The sequence below is a fragment of the Hoeflea algicola genome (assembly GCF_026619415.1).
Classification (GTDB): domain Bacteria; phylum Pseudomonadota; class Alphaproteobacteria; order Rhizobiales; family Rhizobiaceae; genus Hoeflea; species Hoeflea algicola.
Window position 1 is genome coordinate 2,868,200 of record NZ_JAOVZR010000001.1, and the last position, 20,327, is coordinate 2,888,526.

Genomic DNA, 20,327 nt, shown 5'->3' on the forward strand with positions numbered 1-20,327 from the left:
GTCACTTGGCATCCGGTACGGCTGCAATCGTCGAACCCATTCCCGTGCGGTTCCAGTCGCCATTCATATTCTCCTGATTATTTGCTCAGCCGTGGGCATTCTGCCCATCCGGCACTCCCAGTTGCGCGGACTTACCACGTCAGCGCCGCAAACGGCACCTTTTTCTGCCTCGCCATTCAAATATCCCGATGTGCCAGATCGTCGCCCCGGGCAAAGAACCATCCGTACTTTACCACAACCGCGGTTGTCTGTAGCTATCTGCTTCAATCGATTTAGCCACAGGTGCAGCATGTCACTTTCCTCAACAACCGCAGCGCCGGTCCTCACCCGCAACCGCCTTGCGGTATCCATGATGTTCCTCGCAAACGGGTTCCTGGTGGGAAGCTGGGCGCCAAAGATCCCCGAATTCGCAACGCGGCTGAGCCTCGACGAAAGCGACTTGGGACTGATGATCCTGGCATTCGGCATCGGATCGCTCTGCGCCATGGTGCTCGTCGGCGTGGCAATTGCACGGGCCGGATCCCGCCAGGTAGTTCGGCTGATGGCGGTACTGGCGGCGCCGAGCCTGCTGCTGGTCACACTGGCGCCGGCGATCTGGTCGGCCGCGGTGGCATTATTCATTCTGGGCGGCATGGTCGGTGGCATGGATGTGGCGATGAACGCCAACGCAGTCGAGGTCGAAAAGCACGAACGGCGCGCCATCATGTCGTCCTGCCATGGCTTCTGGAGCCTGGGCGGCGTGTTCGGCGCCGCACTTGGTGGCGTGATCATCGCCGAATACGGCACGCTGATGCATGCACTGGCGGTAACCGCATTCGCGATAATGGCCGTCGCTCTCGCCTGGCCGCGCCTTCTCGCCGACCCGCCACAAGCACACACCCAGCCGCTGGCCGGTTCACACGCTCCAGGCGTCGGGCGCAGCCTGTTCTCGGCCGGCGCAACAGTGTGGCTGACCGGCGTGATCTGCCTGTTCGCGATGACGCCCGAGGGCGCCATCCTCGACTGGGGCGCGCTCTATTTGCGTCAGGAACTGGGCGCCAGCCCTGCGCTCTCCGGGCTAGCCTTTGGCGCATTCTCCGCCGCCATGGCACTGATGCGCTTTCTCGGCGATATCGTGCGCGATCGGTTTGGCGCGGTGAGAACCTTCCGGGTCTCATCCGTTCTGGCGATCATCGGGCTGATCGCGGCCGGGCTTGCGCCCTCGCCGGAATGGGCCATCGTCGGCTTCGCGCTAACCGGGCTGGGGCTTGCCAACATGGTTCCGATCGCCTTCTCGGCGGCCGGGAACCTGCCAGGCCTGCCTCAGGGCCTGGCAATTTCGGTAGTCACCTTCATGGGTTATTCCGGAATATTGGTCGCGCCGTCGATCATCGGCTTCATCGCCGAGCATACCGGATTCGCACTGATCTATCTGGCTTTGCCTGTGCTGATTGTCGTGGCGCTGGCTTTCTCGCGGTTGACCCGCCATGCCGACATGACGCCAGGTTGACGGAATTCAACCATCTATGAACCTGACGCCAGCCGCTCCCGCCATCCAAGCCCTGCAAGCGTGGATCCGGCGGGCCGGTATTCGCACCCGACAAGACCGCGGTATCCGAGCCGGTCGAGCGCTGCGAGAACCAGAAAATCGTCCAGTTCTCCCGATCCCGGCTCATTGCGCCCCGGCACCGACGCGATCTGGACGTGGCCGATGACAGGCAGCAACTGCTCAAGCCCGGATAGCACATCGCCCTGCAGAATCTGTCGGTGATAGATGTCAAATTGCAGTGCGATGTTGGGCCGGCCGAGCCTGTCAATCAGCGCCACCGCCTGATCAAAGTCATTGAGGAAATATCCCGGCATGTCGCGGCCGTTGATCGGTTCGATCATCAGCATGACGCCGGCTTCAGCCGCTGCATCAGCTGCATGATTGAGTGACACGACATAGGCTGCATCCGTAGCCGCATCGGCCGGGTTGCCGATCCCGGCCATCACATGCAACCGTTTCGTACCGAGCGCAGCGGCATAGTCAAGCCCGGTGCCGACCGATTGATCGAACGCCGCGCGGCGCCCGGGCAGCGCCGCCAGCCCCCGCTCGCCGGCCTCCCAATCACCGGGCGGCAGATTGAACAACACCACCTCCACGCCTGCCGCAGTGCTGCGCGCGGCTATATCGGCAGCTCGGAACTCGTAGGGAAACTGGAACTCGACGGCATCAAACCCGGCATCGGCCGCAGCCTGGAACCGGTCAAGGAAACCATGCTCGGTGAACATCATCGACAGATTTGCAGCAAAATGCGGCACCCGGCGTTCCTCCTGATTTGCACCACACAGTCGGCGTCTCTCCCTTGAGCCTGTTCAGGCCTGCCTTGTCAAATCTGGCATCGCCAAAGGCAGCCATGTTTGGTGCCGCCTTGCCTACCCGTGACTCTCATCGCCCCACACATCAATTTATCTTATCAACCGAAACGAATTAGGCATTTCAACTTGGTCGCCAGCCTTGCTAGAGCTGCCCCCGTTCCCCTTCGATGGAAAGCCGATGACCACCGCCAACACCCCGACATATCCCACCAAGGACCTGCCCTGCCCCGACGGATTAGCTGGCGCCGATACCACGACCACAGCTCGCAAAAGCGAACAGACCAGGAGACCTCGGCCATGACCGCGGAGGTATTGCTGGCGCTGATTCCGGTCGTGCTGCTGATCGGCTTCGGGACGCTGCTACGCCAGCGAGGCTTTCTCGACGACGGTTTCTGGTCCCAGGCGGAACGGCTGAGTTATTACGTTCTGCTGCCCAGCCTGTTTTTCCACGGTCTCGCCACCGCCCAACTGGATGCACTGCCGGTCGTGGACCTGGCGTTGACCTTGATCCTGTCGACGCTCGCTGTTGCCGGACTGGTTGTGATGACACGGACATTGCTCAGCGTAGACGGCCCGGCCTTCACCTCGGTGTTTCAGGGCAGTGTGCGCTTCAACAACTATGTCGGGGTGACGCTGGCCGCTGGCCTGTTTGGCGCCAAGGGCATCGCGCTGGCCGCCATCTGCAATGCCGCCCTTGTCCCCACCGTCAACATTCTCTGCGTTCTGATCTTCGCCAAGCACGGATCGGCGAAATTGACCGGCATCGGCGTCCTCAAGCAGATCGCGGTCAACCCGCTGGTGGTCGCCTCGCTCAGCGGCATTGCCTTCCAGATGCTCGGGCTCGGCATTCCGCCCGGGCTTGGCCCGGCAATGCGGACTCTGGGCGCCGCGTCGCTGCCACTCGGCCTGCTCTGCGTTGGCGCTGCCCTGAATTTCAGCACCGCACAGCAATGGCTCAAGCCGGTCGCTTTTGCCTCCACCTTCAAGTTTCTGGCAATGCCCGCGGTCGCCGCCATTGCTGCAATTCTGATCGGTTTGAAGGGCCCAGCCCTGACCACGGCACTTTTGTTCCAGGTTCTGCCGACGGCATCATCGGCCTATATCCTGTCACGACAACTTGGCGGCGACGCCCCCTTGATGGCCGGCATTACCGCAGCGCAGACGGTTATAGCACTGGTGGCAATCCCGCTGGTGCTGATCGGCCTGACCACATGGCTCGCGCTCTGACTCTTTCTAAAGACGAGGGAACAAGCCGGTCCGCGGCGCGGCAGCGGTGGCCGGAAGAAACCAGCCGGACATGATTATCGACGTCAGATCGTTATGCCGCCGTCAATGTTGAGTGTCTGGCCGTTGATGAAGCTCGCACTGTCAGAAGCCAGGAAGGCGCAAACATCGGCGATCTCCGCCGTGGTCCCCAGACGCCCCGCAGGCTGGCGATCCAGAAACACCTTCTCGGCAGCCTCCATACTACCAAGACTTTGCGCCAGTTCCGCCATCCGTTCGCGCAACGACGGGCTGTCGACAGTACCGGGACAGACCGCGTTGAAGCGAATGTTCTGGGACAGATAATCGGCGGCGCAGGCCTTTGTCAGGCCGATTACACCACCCTTGGCTGCGCCATAGGCAGCGCGTCGGGCAAAGCCCTTGGTCGACGAGGCCACCGAGGCGATGGTAATCACGCTGCCGCCGTGCTGCTTCATTCTCGGGATCGCCGCCCCCAGCACTACATAGGCGCTGTCGAGCGTGATCGACATGCTGCGCCGCCAATCGGCCTCACTGCATTCCTCGATGGTGCCTTGATGCACATAACCCACGGCATGAACCAGAATGTCGATCCGGGAAAAAGGTGCCATCCATTCCCCCACAGCCCGCGCATCGGTGGCGTCCACCACCTTGGTCGACGCCACCGACAGATCAGCCAGCGTGGTGGCGTTGAGATCACAGGCATGGACTTCTGCGCCATCGGCTGCCAGCTTCTCGGCGATTGCCCGGCCAATGCCTTGCCCGGCAGCGGTAACCAGCGCCACCCGGCCCTTCAGCGGCTGGTTGCGATCAATGATTGTCACGGGGCATCCCCTTGGTCTTGACGATCCGCTGATATTTGACCGCAGGCTTGAGCACCATGCCCTTGTCGAACTGATCGACCATGCCGCGCTGGATTTCCTGCCACGGCGTCTGGTGATCCGGGTAGGCAAACCCGCCTTCCGCTTCAAGCGCCGTGCGGCGACGGGAGAGCTCCGCCTCGTCGACCAGCATGTTGGCGGTTCCGAGCTTGAGATCAACGCGAATCCTGTCGCCGGTACGCACCAGCGCCAGTCCGCCCATTGCCGCGGCCTCCGGGCTGGCGTTGAGGATCGATGGCGAACCTGACGTGCCCGACTGCCGCCCGTCACCAATGCACGGCATGGCGGTAATGCCTTGCTGGATCAGCTCGGCGGGCGGCTGCATGTTGACCACTTCGGCGCCGCCGGGATAGCCGATCGGGCCAACACCGCGGATCACCAGAATGCAACTCGGGTCAATTTCGAGCGCCGGGTCGTCGATCCTGTCGTGATAGGCTTCCGGACCTTCAAACACGATGGCGCGGCCTTCAAAGGCTTCGGGATCATCGGGGTTGGACAGGTAGCGCGTACGGAACTCCTCCGAGATCACGCTGGTCTTCATGATCGCGGTGTCAAACAGATTGCCCTTCAGCGCCAGGAAGCCCGCGTCCTGCATCACCGGCTGGCCATAGGGACGGATTACCTCGTGGTCAGACACTGAGGCATTCGCATAGGCTTCCGCGACGGTCTCACCTGTCACCGTGATGGCGTCGGGATGCGGCAGCACGCCTGCCTTGAGCAATTCGGAGATGACACCGGGCACGCCACCGGCACGGTGAAAATCTTCGCCCAGATATTGCCCGGCCGGCTGCATGTCGACCAGCAATGGAATCTTGTGGCCCAGCCGCTGCCAGTCTTCATTGGTCAGCTCCAGCCCAAGATACTGCGCCACCCCGATCAGATGAATCGGCGCATTGGTGGAGCCGCCGATCGCCGAGTTGACGACAATGGCGTTCTCGAAGGCCTTCTGCGTCATGATATCGGAAGGCTTGCGGTCGGCATGCACCATTTCGACAATGCGGCGACCGGTTTGATAGGCCATCTGGCCGCGCTCGCGGTAGGGCGCCGGAATCGCCGCCGAGCCCGCAATCTGCATGCCCAGCGCTTCTGCCAGCGAATTCATGGTGCTCGCCGTGCCCATGGTGTTGCAGAAGCCAACCGACGGCGCCGAGGCCGAGGCGACATTCATGAATTCCTCGTAATCGATCCGGCCGGCGGCCAGCTCCTGACGGGCCGCCCAGATCGCGGTGCCTGATCCCGCCCGCTTGCCATTGTGCCAGCCATTGAGCATCGGCCCCACCGACAGCGCGATGGCTGGAATATCGACTGTGGCAGCTGCCATCAGCAGCGCCGGCGTGGTCTTGTCGCAACCGATCGCCAGCACCACGCCATCGAGCGGATAGCCGTAAAGCGTCTCGACCAGGCCGAGATAGGCAAGGTTGCGGTCAAGCATCGCCGTCGGCCGCTTGCCGGTCTCCTGGATCGGGTGCACCGGGAATTCGAAGCAGATACCGCCGGACGCAACAATGCCGTCGCGCACCCGCTTGGCGAGCTCCAGATGATGCCGGTTGCACGGCGACAGGTCCGAGCCTGTCTGGGCGATACCGATGATCGGTTTGCCGGACTGCAACTCTTCGCGGGTAATGCCGTAATTGAGATAACGCTCGATATAGAGAGCCGTCATTCCCGGATTTTCGGGGTTGTCAAACCAGCGTTGCGAACGGAGTTTCATCGGTATGTCCCTAATATGTTGCCCGGCCGCCAGAGAGATCGAAAGCCGCGCCTTTGTCAAAGAATCTTCATCGAAGATCATCCACATTATCACGCTGGCGAATTCGTCAACGCAAAAAAGCTGGCTCCCGCGATCCTGAAATCTTGACCTCGCCACAGCAATCATCTAAAGCCGCGCCTGGCTGCAGACGCCTGCCTCCCGCAGACTCGAAACGAGTTTTGGTGAAGTTCTGTGCGAGATCCTTTCTCTGTAAACCTCTCCGCGTCTCGCGCGGATGGCAATGCGGGACCCATCCACCACGGCGAGACTCGCGCATGAGGAATGCAGTGAGATGTCCGATTCTTCCCGTAATCCGTTTCTCGACGGGCCCCTGCCCGCGATCTTTGTCAAAACCGCGCTTCCCATCATCTTCGTGATGGGCATGAACGGTCTTCTGACCGTCGCCGACGCTCTGTTTCTTGGCCACTATGTCGGTGACACCGCACTTGCCGCAGTCACCGTGGTGTTTCCGCTCTACATGCTGATCGTCGCCGTCGCCACGATGGTCGCCAGCGGCATGGCCAGCCTGCTGGCCCGGCATCTGGGCGGCAAGCAACTGGATGCGGCCCAACAGGTTTTTGCCAGCGCCCATTGGCTGGCGCTTGCCGCCGGCGCAGTTTTGATTGCCCTCTACGTGCTGTTCGGCGGGCCGGTCATCGCACTGGCTGCCGGCGGAAACCAGAATCTTGCGACGCTGGCGACGAGCTATCTGCAGATTCTCGTTCTCTTTTCGCCGCTACTTTTCATATTGTCGGTCCAATCCGATGCCCTGCGCAGCGAAGGCCACGTCGGCTTCATGGCGGCGGCAAGCCTTACAGTTTCGCTCAGCAACATCGGCTTCAATTATCTGCTGATCGCGGTTTTTGATTTCGGCGTCCCGGGTTCAGCCTACGGCACTGTGCTGGCGCAGGCTTTGGCGCTCATTATCATCTTGGCTTATCGTAGCCGGGGCCAAACTTTACTGCGCCCGACTTCGGTGTTGCGGCACGTTACCACCACCGGGTGGGGCAAAATGCTCGCGCTCGGCGCGCCGCAGGGTCTGAATTTCGTCGGCATCGCGCTCGTATCCTCGGCCATCCTGCTGGCCCTGCAACTGGCCAACACGCCCCATTACGCAGCCACCGTTACCGCCTATGGCATCGTCACGCGGGTTCTCACCTTCGCCATTCTGCCGGTTCTCGGCCTGTCGCAGGCAATGCAGACCGTTACCGGCAACAATTATGGCGCCGGGTTGTGGCGGCGCACCAACGCCAGTCTCTTACTCGCCCTCGGGATTGCACTGCTGTTCTGCATTGCGGTTCAGGCCACCTCGACGATCTTCGCGGGGGCCATCGGCGCGGCCTTCGTAAACGATCCGCAGGTCGTAACCGAGATTGTGGCAATCATGCCGGCAATGGTGATGCTCTATTTTCTGTCAGGACCGCACATCATGCTCGCCGCTCATTTCCAGGCGGTCGGCGATGCCCCGCGCGCTGCCATTCTCGGATTGTCCAAGCCCTATCTGTTCATGTTGCCATTGATCTTTGCCCTGCCGTATCTTTTCGGCGTTCATGCGATCTGGTGGGCAACCCCCACGGCGGAGGCGCTGCTCGCGATCGTGGCCGTGCTGGTGCTATGGCAGAGCGCGCGGCGCCGCACCCTTCGCTGGGGCCTGTTTGTCGGCTCCGGAGGAGGCACCGCATGAGTGCAGCGTCCCGCCAGTCCGCATTGACAACCGCTTTCAGGCTAGCTATCGCGCCACCGGTTTAGTCAGATGGTTTTGACAGGGGCCTGTGTTTGCGACGAGGATGGCCCGCGGCTGTCCGGCTGGAATCACTGTTGATGCAAAACGGATCCGGAACGCACGAGGAGATCATTCATGGCTATTGAAAACCGGTCGCCGAGGCTCGCCATTCTCATCGACGCCGACAACACGTCCGCCAAGATCGCCGACGGCCTGTTCGAGGAGGTCGCCAAGATCGGCGAAGCCAGTGTCCGGCGGATCTACGGTGATTTCTCCAGCACTCGTTCGAAAGGCTGGACCGAGGTGCTTGCGCGCCACGCAATCATTCCCCAGCAGCAATTCGCCTACACCACCGGCAAGAACGCCTCCGACATCACCCTGGTGATCGACGCCATGGATCTTTTACACAGCGGTCGCTTCGATGGTTTCTGCCTGGTGTCATCCGACAGCGATTTCACCCGGCTCGCCTCCCGTATTCGTGAGCAGGGCGTCGATGTCTTCGGTTTCGGCGAACAAAAGACGCCCGAGAGTTTCCGGCAGGCCTGCCGGCGCTTCATCTACACCGAGAACCTGCTGCCCGCGCCCGCATCAAACGGCAACGACGCCTCCGAGGAATCCAAACCGCTGCGACAACCCAGCGCCGCAACACCGGTCCTGCGAAAAGTGATCGCGCAGATGGAAAGTGAGGACGGCTGGGTGCCACTCGGCGCTCTGGGAACCCAATTGGCCAACCTCTCGTCCGATTTCGACCCCCGCACCTACGGTTTTCGCAAACTGAGCGATCTCGTCCGCAAGACCGGCGCCTTTGATCTCGACCAGGTGGATGGAAAGTCACTGCGCATCCGGATCAAGCCCACACGGCGTAAAAAAGACGGCGCCTGATCGTCTTGGATTTTACTGGTCCGGAAGCCATCCTGAGCGAGTGGCTCGTTCTCCCGATGGGAAATCACGAGTCGCCAGCGCCAGTCCACAAGCACGCCACAAGTGGTTTGATATTATGTCTGCAGTCACTGTCTTCTTGATGCCAAGAACAGGCTGACCGTGCCGGCGATCCAGGGCAAAGCCGCCAGGATCAGGAAATCCACATCCCAATAATCTTGCAGGCGCACACTGCAGCCGGGAGAGTTTGGTTGAAACGCGCATGCCAGGCCAACAATATAGGCCCAGCCGATAATCGGGCCGAGGAAAGTTGCTGCGGCAACGACGTAGAGAAATATTTTCATCGGCAGACCATAGGTTTGACTGCCGCGTGTGACCAGACTGCCGCCAGCTGATGTCTGGCAAATCATTTTGAGATTCGGCGGCACGATCCTGAGCCGTTTGCGCGCATGCTGGGAACAGCTTTACCTGCCTATACGTGCGGCACTTAGGCCGAATTGCGCACGTGATCCGAACCGGTTGCCGGCGGGCTAACCTTGCCGTTGAACGACCGGAGCAATGTGGTGATGGTCTCGCCATCGACCGGGCGGGCATAGTGATAGCCCTGCGCCAGCGGACAGCCGATCTCCAGCAGACGGGCGGCCTGTTCGGCGGTTTCGATCCCTTCGGCGATTATGCCGATCTGCATTTTGTGCGCCATGCTGATCAACGCCTCGACAATCGCGCTGCAGGCGGTATCGGTGAGCAAGCTGTCGACAAAGGATTTGTCGATCTTGATATAGTCGAGCGGGAAATCCCTGAGGTGGCTGAGCGAGGCGAAGCCGGTACCGAAATCGTCAAGCGCGATCTGCATGCCTTGCGCCCGCAGACGGGCAACCTGGCTGGCCACTTCTTGATCCATCAACACATTCTCGGTAACCTCAATCTGGAGAAAGCTCAGCGGAACATTATGGGCCTCGAACGGCGCCCGCAGGCGTTCCTCGAGATTGCCGCGCTGGAAATCAACGGTCGAGAGGTTTACCGCCACGTGGCGGAGCTCCAGACCCTCGTCGATCCAGCAGCGCATGGCGCTGGCAATCTGCTCCAGCATGCAACCGGTCAGGCGAAACGCATTCTTGGAATCGGTCAGCCCCATGGCAAAGGCACCGGCGCTGACAACATTTCCCTCATCGGTGCGAATACGCGCCAGAGCCTCGACACCGACGATCTTGGCCCGGCGCATGCAGATGACCGGCTGAAAATGGGCAAAAACGCGGTTTTCATTCAGCGCCGAGTCCAACAGCGCAATCTGCTCGGTTCGACACTGGATCGAGGTACGCAGGCCGGGGTGGAAATGTATATAGTCGCCTCTGGCCGTCTGCTTGGCATGGTAGAGCGCCAGGTCGGCATTCTGGCGCAGCAAGTCGGCGCTGGTGCCATCGCTGTTGCTGAGAACGCCACCAATGGTGATCTGCAACAGCATGGTATTGCCGTCGAATTCGTAGGGCTGCTCCATCTGGCTGAGCAAGCGTCCAGCCAATTCAGCCATGTTTTCGGCATCGTCACAATCGGAGCAAATAACCGCAAATTCGTCACCGCCAAGCCGATATACATTGATGCCTGCGCCAACATTTGCAAGGCGCCGGGCAACTTCGCAGATCAACGCATCTCCAACCGAATGGCCCATGCGGTCATTGACCTGTTTGAGATTGTCGATATCGAGCAACAACAGGCCGAAACTCCGCGCCGGCAGAGACATGCTCTGGGCGATGATTTCATCAAAAGCATAGCGGTTGAAAAGGCCGGTCATCTGGTCGTGATAGGCCAGATGCTGCAGGCGGCGACTGACCTCGGCTCGCTCCATGGCGATGGAACACAGATGCACGCAGGTATCAACGAGTTGACGCTCCACGTCGCTCGGCCCGCGAGACTCACGATAGTAGAATGCAAAAGTTCCCACCACCCTACCCTCGCGCGATTTGATCGGGCTGGACCAGCAGGCCTTCAACCCTAAAGGAAGGGCAAGATCCTGGTAATCCTTCCAGCGAAAGTCGGTGGCGATATCTGTAACTTCAACGGGGATGCCGAGAAAAGCGGCAGTGCCGCAGGACCCCACTTCTGGCCCGATCGGGTGTCCGTCGAGCGCTTCGCCATAGGATCGGGGCAGGCCGGGCCCGGCAACCGGATGGATAAAGCCACCCGCGTCAATTGAAGCGATTGTGCAATTGGCGCCAGGGGCGAGCGCCTCGGCGCGTCGGCACAAGGTGTCCGCAACCTCGGTAAAAGGCACGCCTGTGGCCACAGCCTCAAGTATCTCGTTCTGCAGTGCCGACAATTCGGACTCGCGTCTGGCTTGCATAGACTGTTCCTTCAGATGCAACCTCGCCACAACAACAGAAGCGAATGTCTATTTTCTTTACGCAAGCCCCAACGACACGTTTTAGGACCAATTTCGCTGAGAAGGCTTCGCGGTGGTTAACATTAGCTTGCCAAAACGGCTCAGGGGCAGGTTTGCGTTGCGCCTGATGAGGTGGCAATCGCAGCAAACAATAGCTCGAAGGCGCGTTATACTCTCGCACTCCACTGCCGATAACGAAGATGAAGCCACCGACAATGCGCCGGCCATTTTCCGGGCAATCCCCTGACAAGTGGGAATGCCGCTCAATCGGCTTCGTTGCCTGCCACCAGCCACATACCAACGTCCCTCGCACACGGTGAATCAGAACGAGACTAATTCCGCAAGCAAATCAAACCGGCATCAAGCCAATCTTGCGTCATTCCCGTTTCGAAAAATAGTGCGTTACATTCGAGGTTGACAGCTTAATTGGTTATTAATCGAAATAAAATAAATTAACAAATTGTAAATATCCTATTTAATGCAAATTAGTCTGTTTGCATCAGAGAATTACTATCTAATTGAGGGGAATATACAATGAAGCCCGCGACAAAAATGTAGGAACATTGATACATAGACGTTCCCTATCAGGAAGGACGTTGAAGAAGGGGCCTGATTTCGCACGAAATTTCCGACACATCACCGTCACCGCAACAAGAGAGATATGAAATGCTGAACGTTGTATCTCTTGTTAGTGGATTAGAGCCCGACACTTCCGTTCCGGTGGAAACCCTGTTCAGCAATGCATCGCGGCCTTCGGTGCATGTCATAGGTGGTGGCGAGTTTCTCGACTCTATAACCTCCATCCTGGGGCCGATGAGCTACATCCCCGCCCCAGTCGAAACCTCAACCCAGCTCACTGTAGCTCAAGAGGCAGGCACCGGCACAATCGTGGTAATCGACGGCGCGCTTCCCGGTGCGCTCGAGATTTGCCAGGCAATGGACGAACTCGTACCCAAGATACTGATTTCGCCGGAATCCTCATTTTCGTTTCGCGCCAAATGTGCCCAGGCGAATGTAACGACCGTGATGAGCGCCCCGATCGATCAGGCCGAATTCATCAACTGGCTGGAGCATTTTGGCGGCCAGATGAGCAGTCAGCCTGCGTCGATCCTGTTGGTCGACGATGACCCGCTGGCGTCTGAAGTCTATGCCGAGATGCTGCGCGCCAATGGCATGACCGTTTCGGTTCTCAATGACCCATTCAACATCATCATGACAATGGAGCGATCCTTTTTCGATCTCGTCATCATGGATCTTCAGATGCCCGGCACCAATGGCATCGAAATCGCCAAAATCATTCGCCAGCATCAAAACCACCTCTCGATCCCGATCGTGTTCTTGTCCTCCGAAGAAGACAAGCAGGTTCAGATGAAAGCGCGGCAATTCGGCGGAGATGATTTCATCTCGAAACGGGCCGACCTAGATGCGCTGGTCTCGCTGATCCATCTGCGGGTGCAGCGGGCTCGTGTTCTGCGCAACCTGATAGAGCGCGATGGCTTGACCGGCTTGCTCAACCACCGCCGCTTCAAGGAACGTGTCGGCCATGAAATGGCGCGCTACCGCCGCACCAAACTGCAATTCTGCGTCGCCATGATCGATGTCGATCACTTCAAGAAAGTCAATGATACCTGGGGGCACCCGGTTGGCGACAAGGTCCTGTCTATCCTGGCGCGGGCGCTGGTCGGCTGGGTCCGCAAGACCGATGTGGTCGGCCGCTATGGCGGTGAGGAATTCGCGGTTCTGCTGCTCGACACGTCGCCGGACATGATCTTCGAGGTGATGGAAAATTTCCGCAAGCATTTTGCAAAGATGACTTTTGACGGTCTCGGCGAACAGTTCTCGCTGACCGTCAGTATCGGCGTTGCCGGGTGCACTGCGGACGGCGACGGTGCGGCTCTCTTCGCCCAGGCCGACAAGGCACTTTACCTGGCCAAAAGCAATGGCCGCGATCAGGTTGTCATCGCCGAACCGGAGGCAACGCCCGCTTGCAGCAAGACTGCCTCTGCAGATGCGGGCAAGACTTGATGGAGATCCGGACACCCACCGCTCTTCGTGTGTCCCGTGACGCTGTTTGCCTTCCGGCTTCTTTGCTCCAAACGATTGGACCAGACAAATGAATGTGACCTACGACAAAGCCGCCGAAAGTTCGGACATAACGCTCAATGGCCGCTCGGTCTGCATTGTCGATGATGACCATCTGTACCGGGGCCATCTTGCTGCGCTGCTCGGACAGGCACATATCAGGACGATGGAAGCCGGTGACAGCTTCACCCTGGTCCAGGTTCTGGAAAAGGAGATGCCCGACTGCATTCTTCTCGACTACAACCTCGATGCAGAGAACGGTTTCCGGCTGCACGAACAACTCAAGCTCCGCTTCCCCCACCTTGCACCGGTGGTCATGCTGTCGGCCGATGAATCCCAGCGCACAGCAATCAAGGCTTTCCGCATGGGGTTTTATGATTTCCTGCCGAAGCGGAACCTGCGGCTTGAGGAAATTACCGCCATCATTCAGAAAACCATCATCCGCCACGACAGCGAAACCGCGCGCTATGATGAGGTTTCAGCACTGCGTAAAAACGCGTTGTTCGATGATCTCACAGGCATGTATTGCCGCGACGAACTGGACACCAAACTGGCCCATGTTGCGAAATCGGCGGCCAAATTGCGGACGAAATTCGCGATCTTTTCGATTTGCCTGGCCGACTACCAGACAATCGGCACCAATTACGGCATTGCCAATGCCGACGAAATTCTTCGCAGCTTTGCCGGCAAGATCCGGACAACCATCAGAGCAGATGATTTCTGCGGCCGTTTCGACGAAGACAGCTTCCGTTATGTCATGGACCGGAATGTTTCCGACGCCAGTATCATCGAGTGTCAGAGACGCCTCACCGAAAAACTGACATTCTCCCATCATCTCAAATCAGTAGAACTGCAAATCGTGCCCTTGATCAGGGTTTCGGTCTCCAGTGATCATGGCGATCTCGCGCAAATGATGCAGTCGCTGGCTGAACAGCAGCAGCAGCAGCTGGACGCGTTGCGGGCCGAAAGCGACCCCAATGGCTGGAGCGCCCTGCCTGACGGTTCCTTGCCAGCCAGTGCGGGCGTTGCCGAAGTCAAGGAACGGCGGAAGTCGGTTCGCATGCGGACCCTGAAACCTGCCTTCATCGCGGTTGAAGAATGGTCGTCAAAGATCAATTGCACCGTTCGCAATATTTCCGATGGCGGCGCGCGTATCCGGTTGGAGCAGCCCCTGGCATTGCCGGAGTATTTTCTGCTCAAGATCACCCGCTCCGGGCCTCTCAGACGGGTCCGCAAATGCTGGCACATCAATGATGAAATCGGCGTCGAATTCTGTGATGAAGCAAGTTAGAGCGGCTTCAGTCCCAGCCGCGTCCGCCAGGAGGCTCGGCAATAACGACGGTTGGCGGACCTGATGTCCGCTGATTTCAAGAACAGGGAATACCAACCAATGGTCAGCCATTCACAGGGCATCAACAAATTCGATCAGCTGCCGGATGAGGCACAGAACCGGATTGCACAGTTGCGCCTCCTCTTTGTGGCACGGTGTCAGGAAAATCTGGTGCAGATCAAGCAGGTGCTGGACCAACGGGCTGAGGCAAACGGGCCGTCGACGCGGGATTCCGAGCTCATCAAACTGGCCCACTCACTGGCGGGCGCATCGGCAATATTCGGATATCAGGAACTGGGCCGCGCTGCATCCATGGTTGAATCAACGCTGCGCGAAGACAGTTATATCGAGGCTGAGTCCGCCCTGGTTATCGATGTATTGATCGACCAGCTCACAGCGCTCGGCTGAAGCAGTCATGGCCCGGCTGGTCAAGTGGCCATGAAGTTGACTGTCGGCTGGCTAAGTCACCGGTGGCAATGCATGTCGGGTTGAACATCCATGAATGAGCGACCCTGTTGCAGCGTGCGCCCTGCTGGGTATCGCTAGATTGAATGCGGGGCTTGCGCCCTGCTTCAGCCTTTGACCCGTGTAAAAAGCTCCCTTGCCTGCGTGGCCAGGGTCATCGGATCAAACGGTTTGGAAATTACACCCTCAGCACCCAATCCCAAGAAACACTCGATGTCTTCCGGCCGGGTTCTCGCCGTTATGAAGATCACCGGAACGGATCCGTGAACCTCGTCCTGTTTGAGACGGGCCAGGGTTTCCGGGCCATCCATCCCCGGCATCATCACGTCAAGCAGGATCAGGTCCGGCAGCCACTCCTGAACGATGGCCAGCGCCGCTGAACCCGACGCGGCGGTTCTCAGTTCAATATCGGGATCAAGCTCAAGCGACATTCCGGCAATTTCGCGGATATCATCTTCGTCATCCACGTACAGTATTTTCAAGGGTTCAGTCATGGGTACTTTCGTGCTCAGGCGCATAGCGGTTTGATATAAAGGCTTGGCATAGATGCCGAGTTCGATGGCCAGGTGCGCCCGATGGTCCGGGCCGATATTCTGACACCTATCGTCGTAACGGGCGTTGGCAAGCTTTACCTCACCACAAGGCTTTGTATTTTTTTGACGATCTTCGCCTCCGAGGCGCGTGACTTCACCATCACCGAGGCGACCGAACGCTTGACGTCGTCGGACACTTCCGAGGCTGACAGGATCATCACAGGAACCGGCAGTTCAACGAGCTTGGCCAAGGTGTCGAGAAACTCGAGCCCCGAGCCGTCCGGCAAACCAATATCAAGGACAATCAGGTCGAAGTGCTTGGAGTGCAACAAGGCTTCCGCGCTTTTCAAGGTCGTGGCTGTGACGACGGTGGCAGTGCCGTGCAGATATGTCGCCAACACCCGGCTCAGATCCTCGTCATCCTCGATATGGAGCAGGGTCGGGACATCCCGCTGACGGTAGTGCAGCAACGCGCGTTGACGATCCTCCGGCTCGATCGCCTCCGGCGCAACATCCTTTATAGGCAACGGGAAATCGACCCAGAAAGTGGTGCCGCGGCCGGTTTCGGTCTCGAAGCCGATGGTCCCACCCATTCTCTCGACAATCTGTTTGCTGATGTGCAAGCCAAGGCCGCTGCCGCCCTTTACCCGTGTGGTGGAGGAATCGCTTTGCAGGAATTTTCCAAAAATCTGCGGACGGAAATCTGCGGGAATTCCTTCGCCATAATCCTTGACTACAACCCGGACCTGATCACCGTTCCTGTGAGCAGAAACCTCCACCTGGTCACCCTTGTTGGAGAACTTGCAGGCATTGGAAAGAAGATTTGCCATCACCTGCGCGAACCGTTCCGGATCCACATTGATTGGCAGTTGCGGATCTGTCCCGACGCCTTTGATGGTCACTTCAAGCTTTTCCGCATAGGGCTGATTGACCTCAACCGCCTGCTTGAGCAGCAGACCCACTTCTTCCAGTTTCATCTCAAAGCGCATCTGTCCCGATGCGATCTTGTCGATATCGAGAATGTCATTGATCAGCAGCGTCAAGCGCTCGCAGTTCTTGTGCGCGATATCAATCAGGCGGATGGCCTTGTCCGGCAATTCCTTTGACATCGCCCCCATGACCAAGCCAAGCGCGCCGCGGATCGATGTCAACGGGGTCCGCAATTCGTGGCTGACGATGGATATGAAGTCTGACTTCAGACGTTCGATTTCCCGTCGCTTGGTCAGATCCATGATGACGCCCAGATACCCCGTGGTTTGATGGGCATCATTGCGCAAGGCGGTTCCGGTCATGAGAACAGGAATCCGCGAACCATCCCGATGAATGAAGGTCCATTCGTTTTCATCAATGCCGTTGGCGTCGACATTCCGGGTGAAGGTCTCGAACCCCGGGCTGACGAAAGCGCCTAGCTCGGTGGTGAGAACAAGCGCTCTCTCCTCGATTTCCGTTTGATCGTGCCACAATGCCGGCGTTTGCTTGCCAACGATTTCTTCGGCCGAATAACCCAGTGCCGTTTCAGCCGCCTCGTTGAAGACCATCACCTTGCCTTCAAGATCCGTGGCGATGATCATGTATTCCGTACTGGCCATGACGGCCGATTTGAGTGCGTTGGACTCGCTCAGCGCCCGGGCTGCAGCAACAGCTTCACTGGTATCCCGCAACGTGCTGACCAGCATCCGCTTGCCATCGAGATGCATCTCGTTGACGGAGAGATCCATGGGGAAGATTGCCCCGTTGTTGCGCCGTGCGGACACTTGCTGCCCGCTGCCGATAGCCAGTCCCTCACCGGTCTTCAGGTAATGACTGATGTAATCATCGTCAGGCGGCAACAGCATACTGACGTGCTTGCCGACCACTTCACCCCGCGCATAGCCAAAGATACGCAGGCCGGCCGGGTTGATCGATTCAATCATGCCCTCCGGACCAATGGTCAGAACACCATCCAACACAGTGTTCATCACCGTCAGATTCCGGGTTGATTCCTGCTTGATGCGTTCGCTGGACTGTTCCAGATCAGCAGTCTTGAGCCGTGACAGAAGCGTCATATGTGCCGTGATGGCCGTGAGGATCGAAATCAGCAGGCCGGCGATCAACGCCACGTCAGGCAGCAAGGTTTGTTGCGATTTGAGGAACCCCGTTGTCGGAATGATCTGGATCGACCAAAGCTTGTCAGGGATTTGTATCGTGCTTTCAAGTAACCAGGGCAAGGCGACAGGCTGCGTCAAATTGCCGAACTCAAGTTGCGGATCGCCGTCATAGGCGATCAGAAACTGGTAGCGGCCCAATGTTTCAGGCAGAATCTCGCTGCTGAAAAACTCACGCACCGAGAATACTGCGGCAAGATATCCGTCGGAAATGCCTTTCCTGTTAATCGGGAAATAGGCAATGAAAGCCTGGTCTTTTCTGGCTAACTTGATCGGAGGGCTGATTTTGGGAATGTCCTGCAGAACCGCCATCTGCGCCAGATCGGCTTGGGGGCCCTGTTGTATGGCATCAACCCAGACCAACCGATGGTTTTGTGTCGATTGCTGCGTATTCAGCATTTGGCCTTTTGCATTGACCCACGCAACGGCTCTGAGGCCTGCAAGGTCGTCAATGTAATTGCGCGCATCCACTTGCCACGGATGCCCAGGGCGATCCGGATCGGTTTCCATCCGCGAGGTCATGCGTTTCAAGGCCAATAGCTTGCCTTCGGTTTCCGCATTGATGAGCAAATCGATCTTGCTGATTTCGCTGGAGATCATGGCCTTGAGATGGGCCACTTCCTTGTCATTGAGAGCGCGATACAGCGACACCGACCCCACCGCCAAAACGGCGAATACGAAGGCGGGCAACAATAGCGCCTTGCTGCCATAGATCCTCTCAGCAGGTCCGGTAAGGCGAGCGCTGGTGACGAACAAAAACAAGCCGGACAGGAAGGTGATCAACAGGCCGCCGGACAGGATCAGAATCGGGTTGTTGCTGTGCCAGTTTTCTTCGAAACCGAGCGTGCTTTCCCACACGATCAGCCATTTCTGCTGCATGATATCAATGTGTTCACGCTTGGAGAATGCTGGCTCATGGCCGTCCGTGCGGGCCTTGTTGCTTTCGTAAATCAGGGTACCAGCAATTTCCCGGCCATCATCATAGACCCGCAAACTGACGGTGCTTCCCTGACTTTTAGTCAGATCGCGCATGAAATTCTTGGCGATAAACGGCGCATAGATCCAACCGTCGAACAGAGCCCATTTTTCAACGGACGATCCGGGTTGAAACCCATCCCGATACATCGGGTACAACAGCAGGAAGCCGGGTGTTTTCTCCTCGTCCTGGACCAGGATGATACGTTTGGTGATGGCCGGCTTTCCGGTCATCTTGGACAGATCGGCGGCCTGCTTCCTGTTTTCTTCAAAGGCGATATTCAGCCCCACCGCCTGTCGGTTGGTAGCTTCAGGCTCGATATAGGTAATGACGTAACGGGCATCTCCAGGCACGTCGGGATGTATCGCAAAATTCCTGGCGCCATCGGCCTGGGTCGTCCGCACGAATTGATCAGCCCCGCTCGGCGCCAGCGATGCGATCCACCCCAGGCCACTGATGCCGGGAAAATTGCTTTCGATATCCAGCACATCGACATAGCGATGCCACTCATGGCGATTGATGGAATGCGATCCCTGGAAATAGGCAACCCCACCCAGAAGCGCATTCTCATAGGAATTTATCCGACTCAGAAGCGCCTTCTTGCTCTCCAGCGCCATTGCTTCAAACTGGATCCTGCCATTGTCGTGGGCTGCCTCCGACGAGATCTTCCACGCGTAAAACGTCAGGCCCAGCGGAATCAGAAGCAGCAGCATGGCGGTGACCTGCAGATTGCCCAGTGGCTTGCCGCGCCAGGAAAGTCTTGGCGAGCCTCCGGGGGCTATCAGCACCAACGGAAGGAAAACGATGACGCCGAAAATGCCCCCTGTCCACCATGTCACCCAACTGTCCAGCAGCTTATCAACCGGTGTGGCTGCAGAGAAATACAAGGCCGCAACGCCTATTGTGGGAGCCACCAGACAAACGATCGGACCGACAGCGAAGAACAGGACCAACACATCGCGAATATTGTTGAGGCCCACAGGAAGGCCGAGCAACCGCCTTACCAGCGCATACCCCGCCAAAGCCTGAACACTGGACCCTGTCGCGATTGCCAGGGCAGTCAGCGCTTTTGCCTGGTCCAGACCGGACTCACCCGAGTACGCGCCCGATATGTAGTTGCCGAGGATGAGCGAACCAAGAAAGATGCCGGGCCAGAGGCGCCAGCCATAAAGAACCAATGCGCCAAGCGCGATTCCGGAAGGAGGCCAGATGAGGGTGGCATAGCCAGGCGGGACTGCCAGTGACAAGCCAAGTTGCCCCGAGCAAAAGTAGATACCGGCAATCAGAAGCGTCTTTACCAGAAATACGAAATTTCGATTTTGCAACATACTGAGTTGTTCACCATGGCTCTTGTTTATGCCAAGGCTTTTGGAACCGAGACTCCCTCAAACTGGAGTTTTGTTGTTAATACTCCCTTAGTACGGCAACCACATATATCAGGCCAGAACTGGTACTGCCCCGAACTTTTTCAGGAACGAACGCTGACATTTTCCTAAGTCGAGCCACCCGCCGCAACCCGTGGGCCAACTCCCTATTCAGCCGTCTGGGCCGTCGAACTTGCCTCTTTCGGCCCCAGTGGATTATCGTTGACAAATGTCCCCTTCG

At 58.3% G+C, this 20,327-nt stretch carries 14 protein-coding genes; 7 read left to right on the plus strand and 7 right to left on the minus strand.

The features are described from left to right. Nucleotides 1–289: 289 nt before the first annotated feature. Complete coding sequence (locus OEG84_RS14065) at nucleotides 290–1,489, plus strand: MFS transporter (RefSeq protein ID WP_267654325.1); 1,200 nt, start codon at nucleotides 290–292, stop codon at nucleotides 1,487–1,489. Between the two features lie 14 nt (nucleotides 1,490–1,503). Here the strand turns inward: OEG84_RS14065 and otnI are convergent, their stop codons facing one another. After that, nucleotides 1,504–2,283 (minus strand): 2-oxo-tetronate isomerase, encoded by a 780-nt coding sequence (gene otnI, locus OEG84_RS14070; RefSeq protein ID WP_267654326.1) that lies wholly within the window; start codon nucleotides 2,281–2,283, stop codon nucleotides 1,504–1,506. 354 nt (nucleotides 2,284–2,637) lie between these two features. On the opposite strand from otnI, the gene OEG84_RS14075 reads away from it, so the two are divergent. Then, entirely contained in the window at nucleotides 2,638–3,567 is a 930-nt protein-coding gene (locus tag OEG84_RS14075) for an AEC family transporter (RefSeq protein WP_267654327.1), read from the plus strand. 83 nt (nucleotides 3,568–3,650) lie between these two features. Here OEG84_RS14075 and OEG84_RS14080 read toward each other — a convergent pair whose 3' ends face one another. Then, nucleotides 3,651–4,406 carry an SDR family oxidoreductase gene (locus OEG84_RS14080; protein ID WP_267654328.1) on the minus strand — a complete coding sequence of 252 codons (756 nt, stop codon included), beginning with the start codon at nucleotides 4,404–4,406 and terminating at the stop codon, nucleotides 3,651–3,653. Beyond that, entirely contained in the window at nucleotides 4,393–6,174 is a 1,782-nt protein-coding gene (locus OEG84_RS14085) for an IlvD/Edd family dehydratase (RefSeq protein ID WP_267654329.1), read from the minus strand. The genes OEG84_RS14080 and OEG84_RS14085 overlap by 14 nt, the downstream gene beginning before the upstream one ends. A gap of 331 nt (nucleotides 6,175–6,505) precedes the next feature. Here OEG84_RS14085 and OEG84_RS14090 point away from each other — a divergent pair, with 331 nt between their 5' ends. Further along, nucleotides 6,506–7,897, plus strand: coding sequence for an MATE family efflux transporter (locus OEG84_RS14090; protein WP_267654330.1), 1,392 nt, complete (start codon nucleotides 6,506–6,508; stop codon nucleotides 7,895–7,897). A gap of 174 nt (nucleotides 7,898–8,071) precedes the next feature. Then, nucleotides 8,072–8,818, plus strand: a complete 747-nt coding sequence (locus tag OEG84_RS14095; RefSeq protein WP_267654331.1) for an NYN domain-containing protein — start codon at nucleotides 8,072–8,074, stop codon at nucleotides 8,816–8,818. Nucleotides 8,819–8,943: 125 nt separating this feature from the next. Here the strand turns inward: OEG84_RS14095 and OEG84_RS14100 are convergent, their stop codons facing one another. Both OEG84_RS14100 and OEG84_RS14105 read right to left on the minus strand, forming a co-directional pair. Further along, nucleotides 8,944–9,243: a hypothetical protein gene (locus OEG84_RS14100; RefSeq protein WP_267654332.1), complete on the minus strand. Its 300-nt coding sequence runs from the start codon at nucleotides 9,241–9,243 to the stop codon at nucleotides 8,944–8,946. Nucleotides 9,244–9,302: 59 nt separating this feature from the next. After that, entirely contained in the window at nucleotides 9,303–11,153 is a 1,851-nt protein-coding gene (locus OEG84_RS14105; protein WP_267654333.1) for a putative bifunctional diguanylate cyclase/phosphodiesterase, read from the minus strand. A gap of 705 nt (nucleotides 11,154–11,858) precedes the next feature. On the opposite strand from OEG84_RS14105, the gene OEG84_RS14110 reads away from it, so the two are divergent. From OEG84_RS14110 to OEG84_RS14120, 3 genes are all read left to right on the plus strand, one after another. After that, nucleotides 11,859–13,217 carry a GGDEF domain-containing response regulator gene (locus OEG84_RS14110; protein ID WP_267654334.1) on the plus strand — a complete coding sequence of 453 codons (1,359 nt, stop codon included), beginning with the start codon at nucleotides 11,859–11,861 and terminating at the stop codon, nucleotides 13,215–13,217. An 88-nt stretch (nucleotides 13,218–13,305) separates the two neighbouring features. Next, nucleotides 13,306–14,565 (plus strand): response regulator, encoded by a 1,260-nt coding sequence (locus OEG84_RS14115; RefSeq protein WP_267654335.1) that lies wholly within the window; start codon nucleotides 13,306–13,308, stop codon nucleotides 14,563–14,565. Between the two features lie 63 nt (nucleotides 14,566–14,628). Continuing rightward, nucleotides 14,629–15,012, plus strand: coding sequence for an Hpt domain-containing protein (locus tag OEG84_RS14120; RefSeq protein ID WP_267654336.1), 384 nt, complete (start codon nucleotides 14,629–14,631; stop codon nucleotides 15,010–15,012). Between the two features lie 164 nt (nucleotides 15,013–15,176). Here the strand turns inward: OEG84_RS14120 and OEG84_RS14125 are convergent, their stop codons facing one another. Together OEG84_RS14125 and OEG84_RS14130 are read right to left on the minus strand one after the other, a co-directional pair. Continuing rightward, the gene (locus OEG84_RS14125; RefSeq protein WP_267654337.1) at nucleotides 15,177–15,563 is read right to left on the minus strand and encodes a response regulator; all 387 of its coding nucleotides are present in this window, start codon (nucleotides 15,561–15,563) and stop codon (nucleotides 15,177–15,179) included. Between the two features lie 134 nt (nucleotides 15,564–15,697). Continuing rightward, nucleotides 15,698–20,050: a CHASE domain-containing protein gene (locus tag OEG84_RS14130; protein ID WP_267654338.1), complete on the minus strand. Its 4,353-nt coding sequence runs from the start codon at nucleotides 20,048–20,050 to the stop codon at nucleotides 15,698–15,700. Between the last annotated feature and the right edge of the window lie 277 nt (nucleotides 20,051–20,327).

What these genes read in the sequence shown, in the direction of transcription:
- OEG84_RS14120 (WP_267654336.1), top strand. Translation starts at nt 14,629, where the DNA reads ATGTCCGCTGATTTCAAGAACAGGGAATACCAACCAATGGTCAGCCAT.
- OEG84_RS14115 (WP_267654335.1), top strand. Translation starts at nt 13,306, where the DNA reads ATGAATGTGACCTACGACAAAGCCGCCGAAAGTTCGGACATAACGCTC.
- OEG84_RS14085 (WP_267654329.1), bottom strand. Translation starts at nt 6,174, where the DNA reads ATGAAACTCCGTTCGCAACGCTGGTTTGACAACCCCGAAAATCCGGGA.
- OEG84_RS14065 (WP_267654325.1), top strand. Translation starts at nt 290, where the DNA reads ATGTCACTTTCCTCAACAACCGCAGCGCCGGTCCTCACCCGCAACCGC.
- OEG84_RS14110 (WP_267654334.1), top strand. Translation starts at nt 11,859, where the DNA reads ATGCTGAACGTTGTATCTCTTGTTAGTGGATTAGAGCCCGACACTTCC.
- OEG84_RS14075 (WP_267654327.1), top strand. Translation starts at nt 2,638, where the DNA reads ATGACCGCGGAGGTATTGCTGGCGCTGATTCCGGTCGTGCTGCTGATC.
- OEG84_RS14125 (WP_267654337.1), bottom strand. Translation starts at nt 15,563, where the DNA reads ATGACTGAACCCTTGAAAATACTGTACGTGGATGACGAAGATGATATC.
- OEG84_RS14090 (WP_267654330.1), top strand. Translation starts at nt 6,506, where the DNA reads ATGTCCGATTCTTCCCGTAATCCGTTTCTCGACGGGCCCCTGCCCGCG.
- OEG84_RS14105 (WP_267654333.1), bottom strand. Translation starts at nt 11,153, where the DNA reads ATGCAAGCCAGACGCGAGTCCGAATTGTCGGCACTGCAGAACGAGATA.
- OEG84_RS14130 (WP_267654338.1), bottom strand. Translation starts at nt 20,050, where the DNA reads ATGTTGCAAAATCGAAATTTCGTATTTCTGGTAAAGACGCTTCTGATT.
- OEG84_RS14095 (WP_267654331.1), top strand. Translation starts at nt 8,072, where the DNA reads ATGGCTATTGAAAACCGGTCGCCGAGGCTCGCCATTCTCATCGACGCC.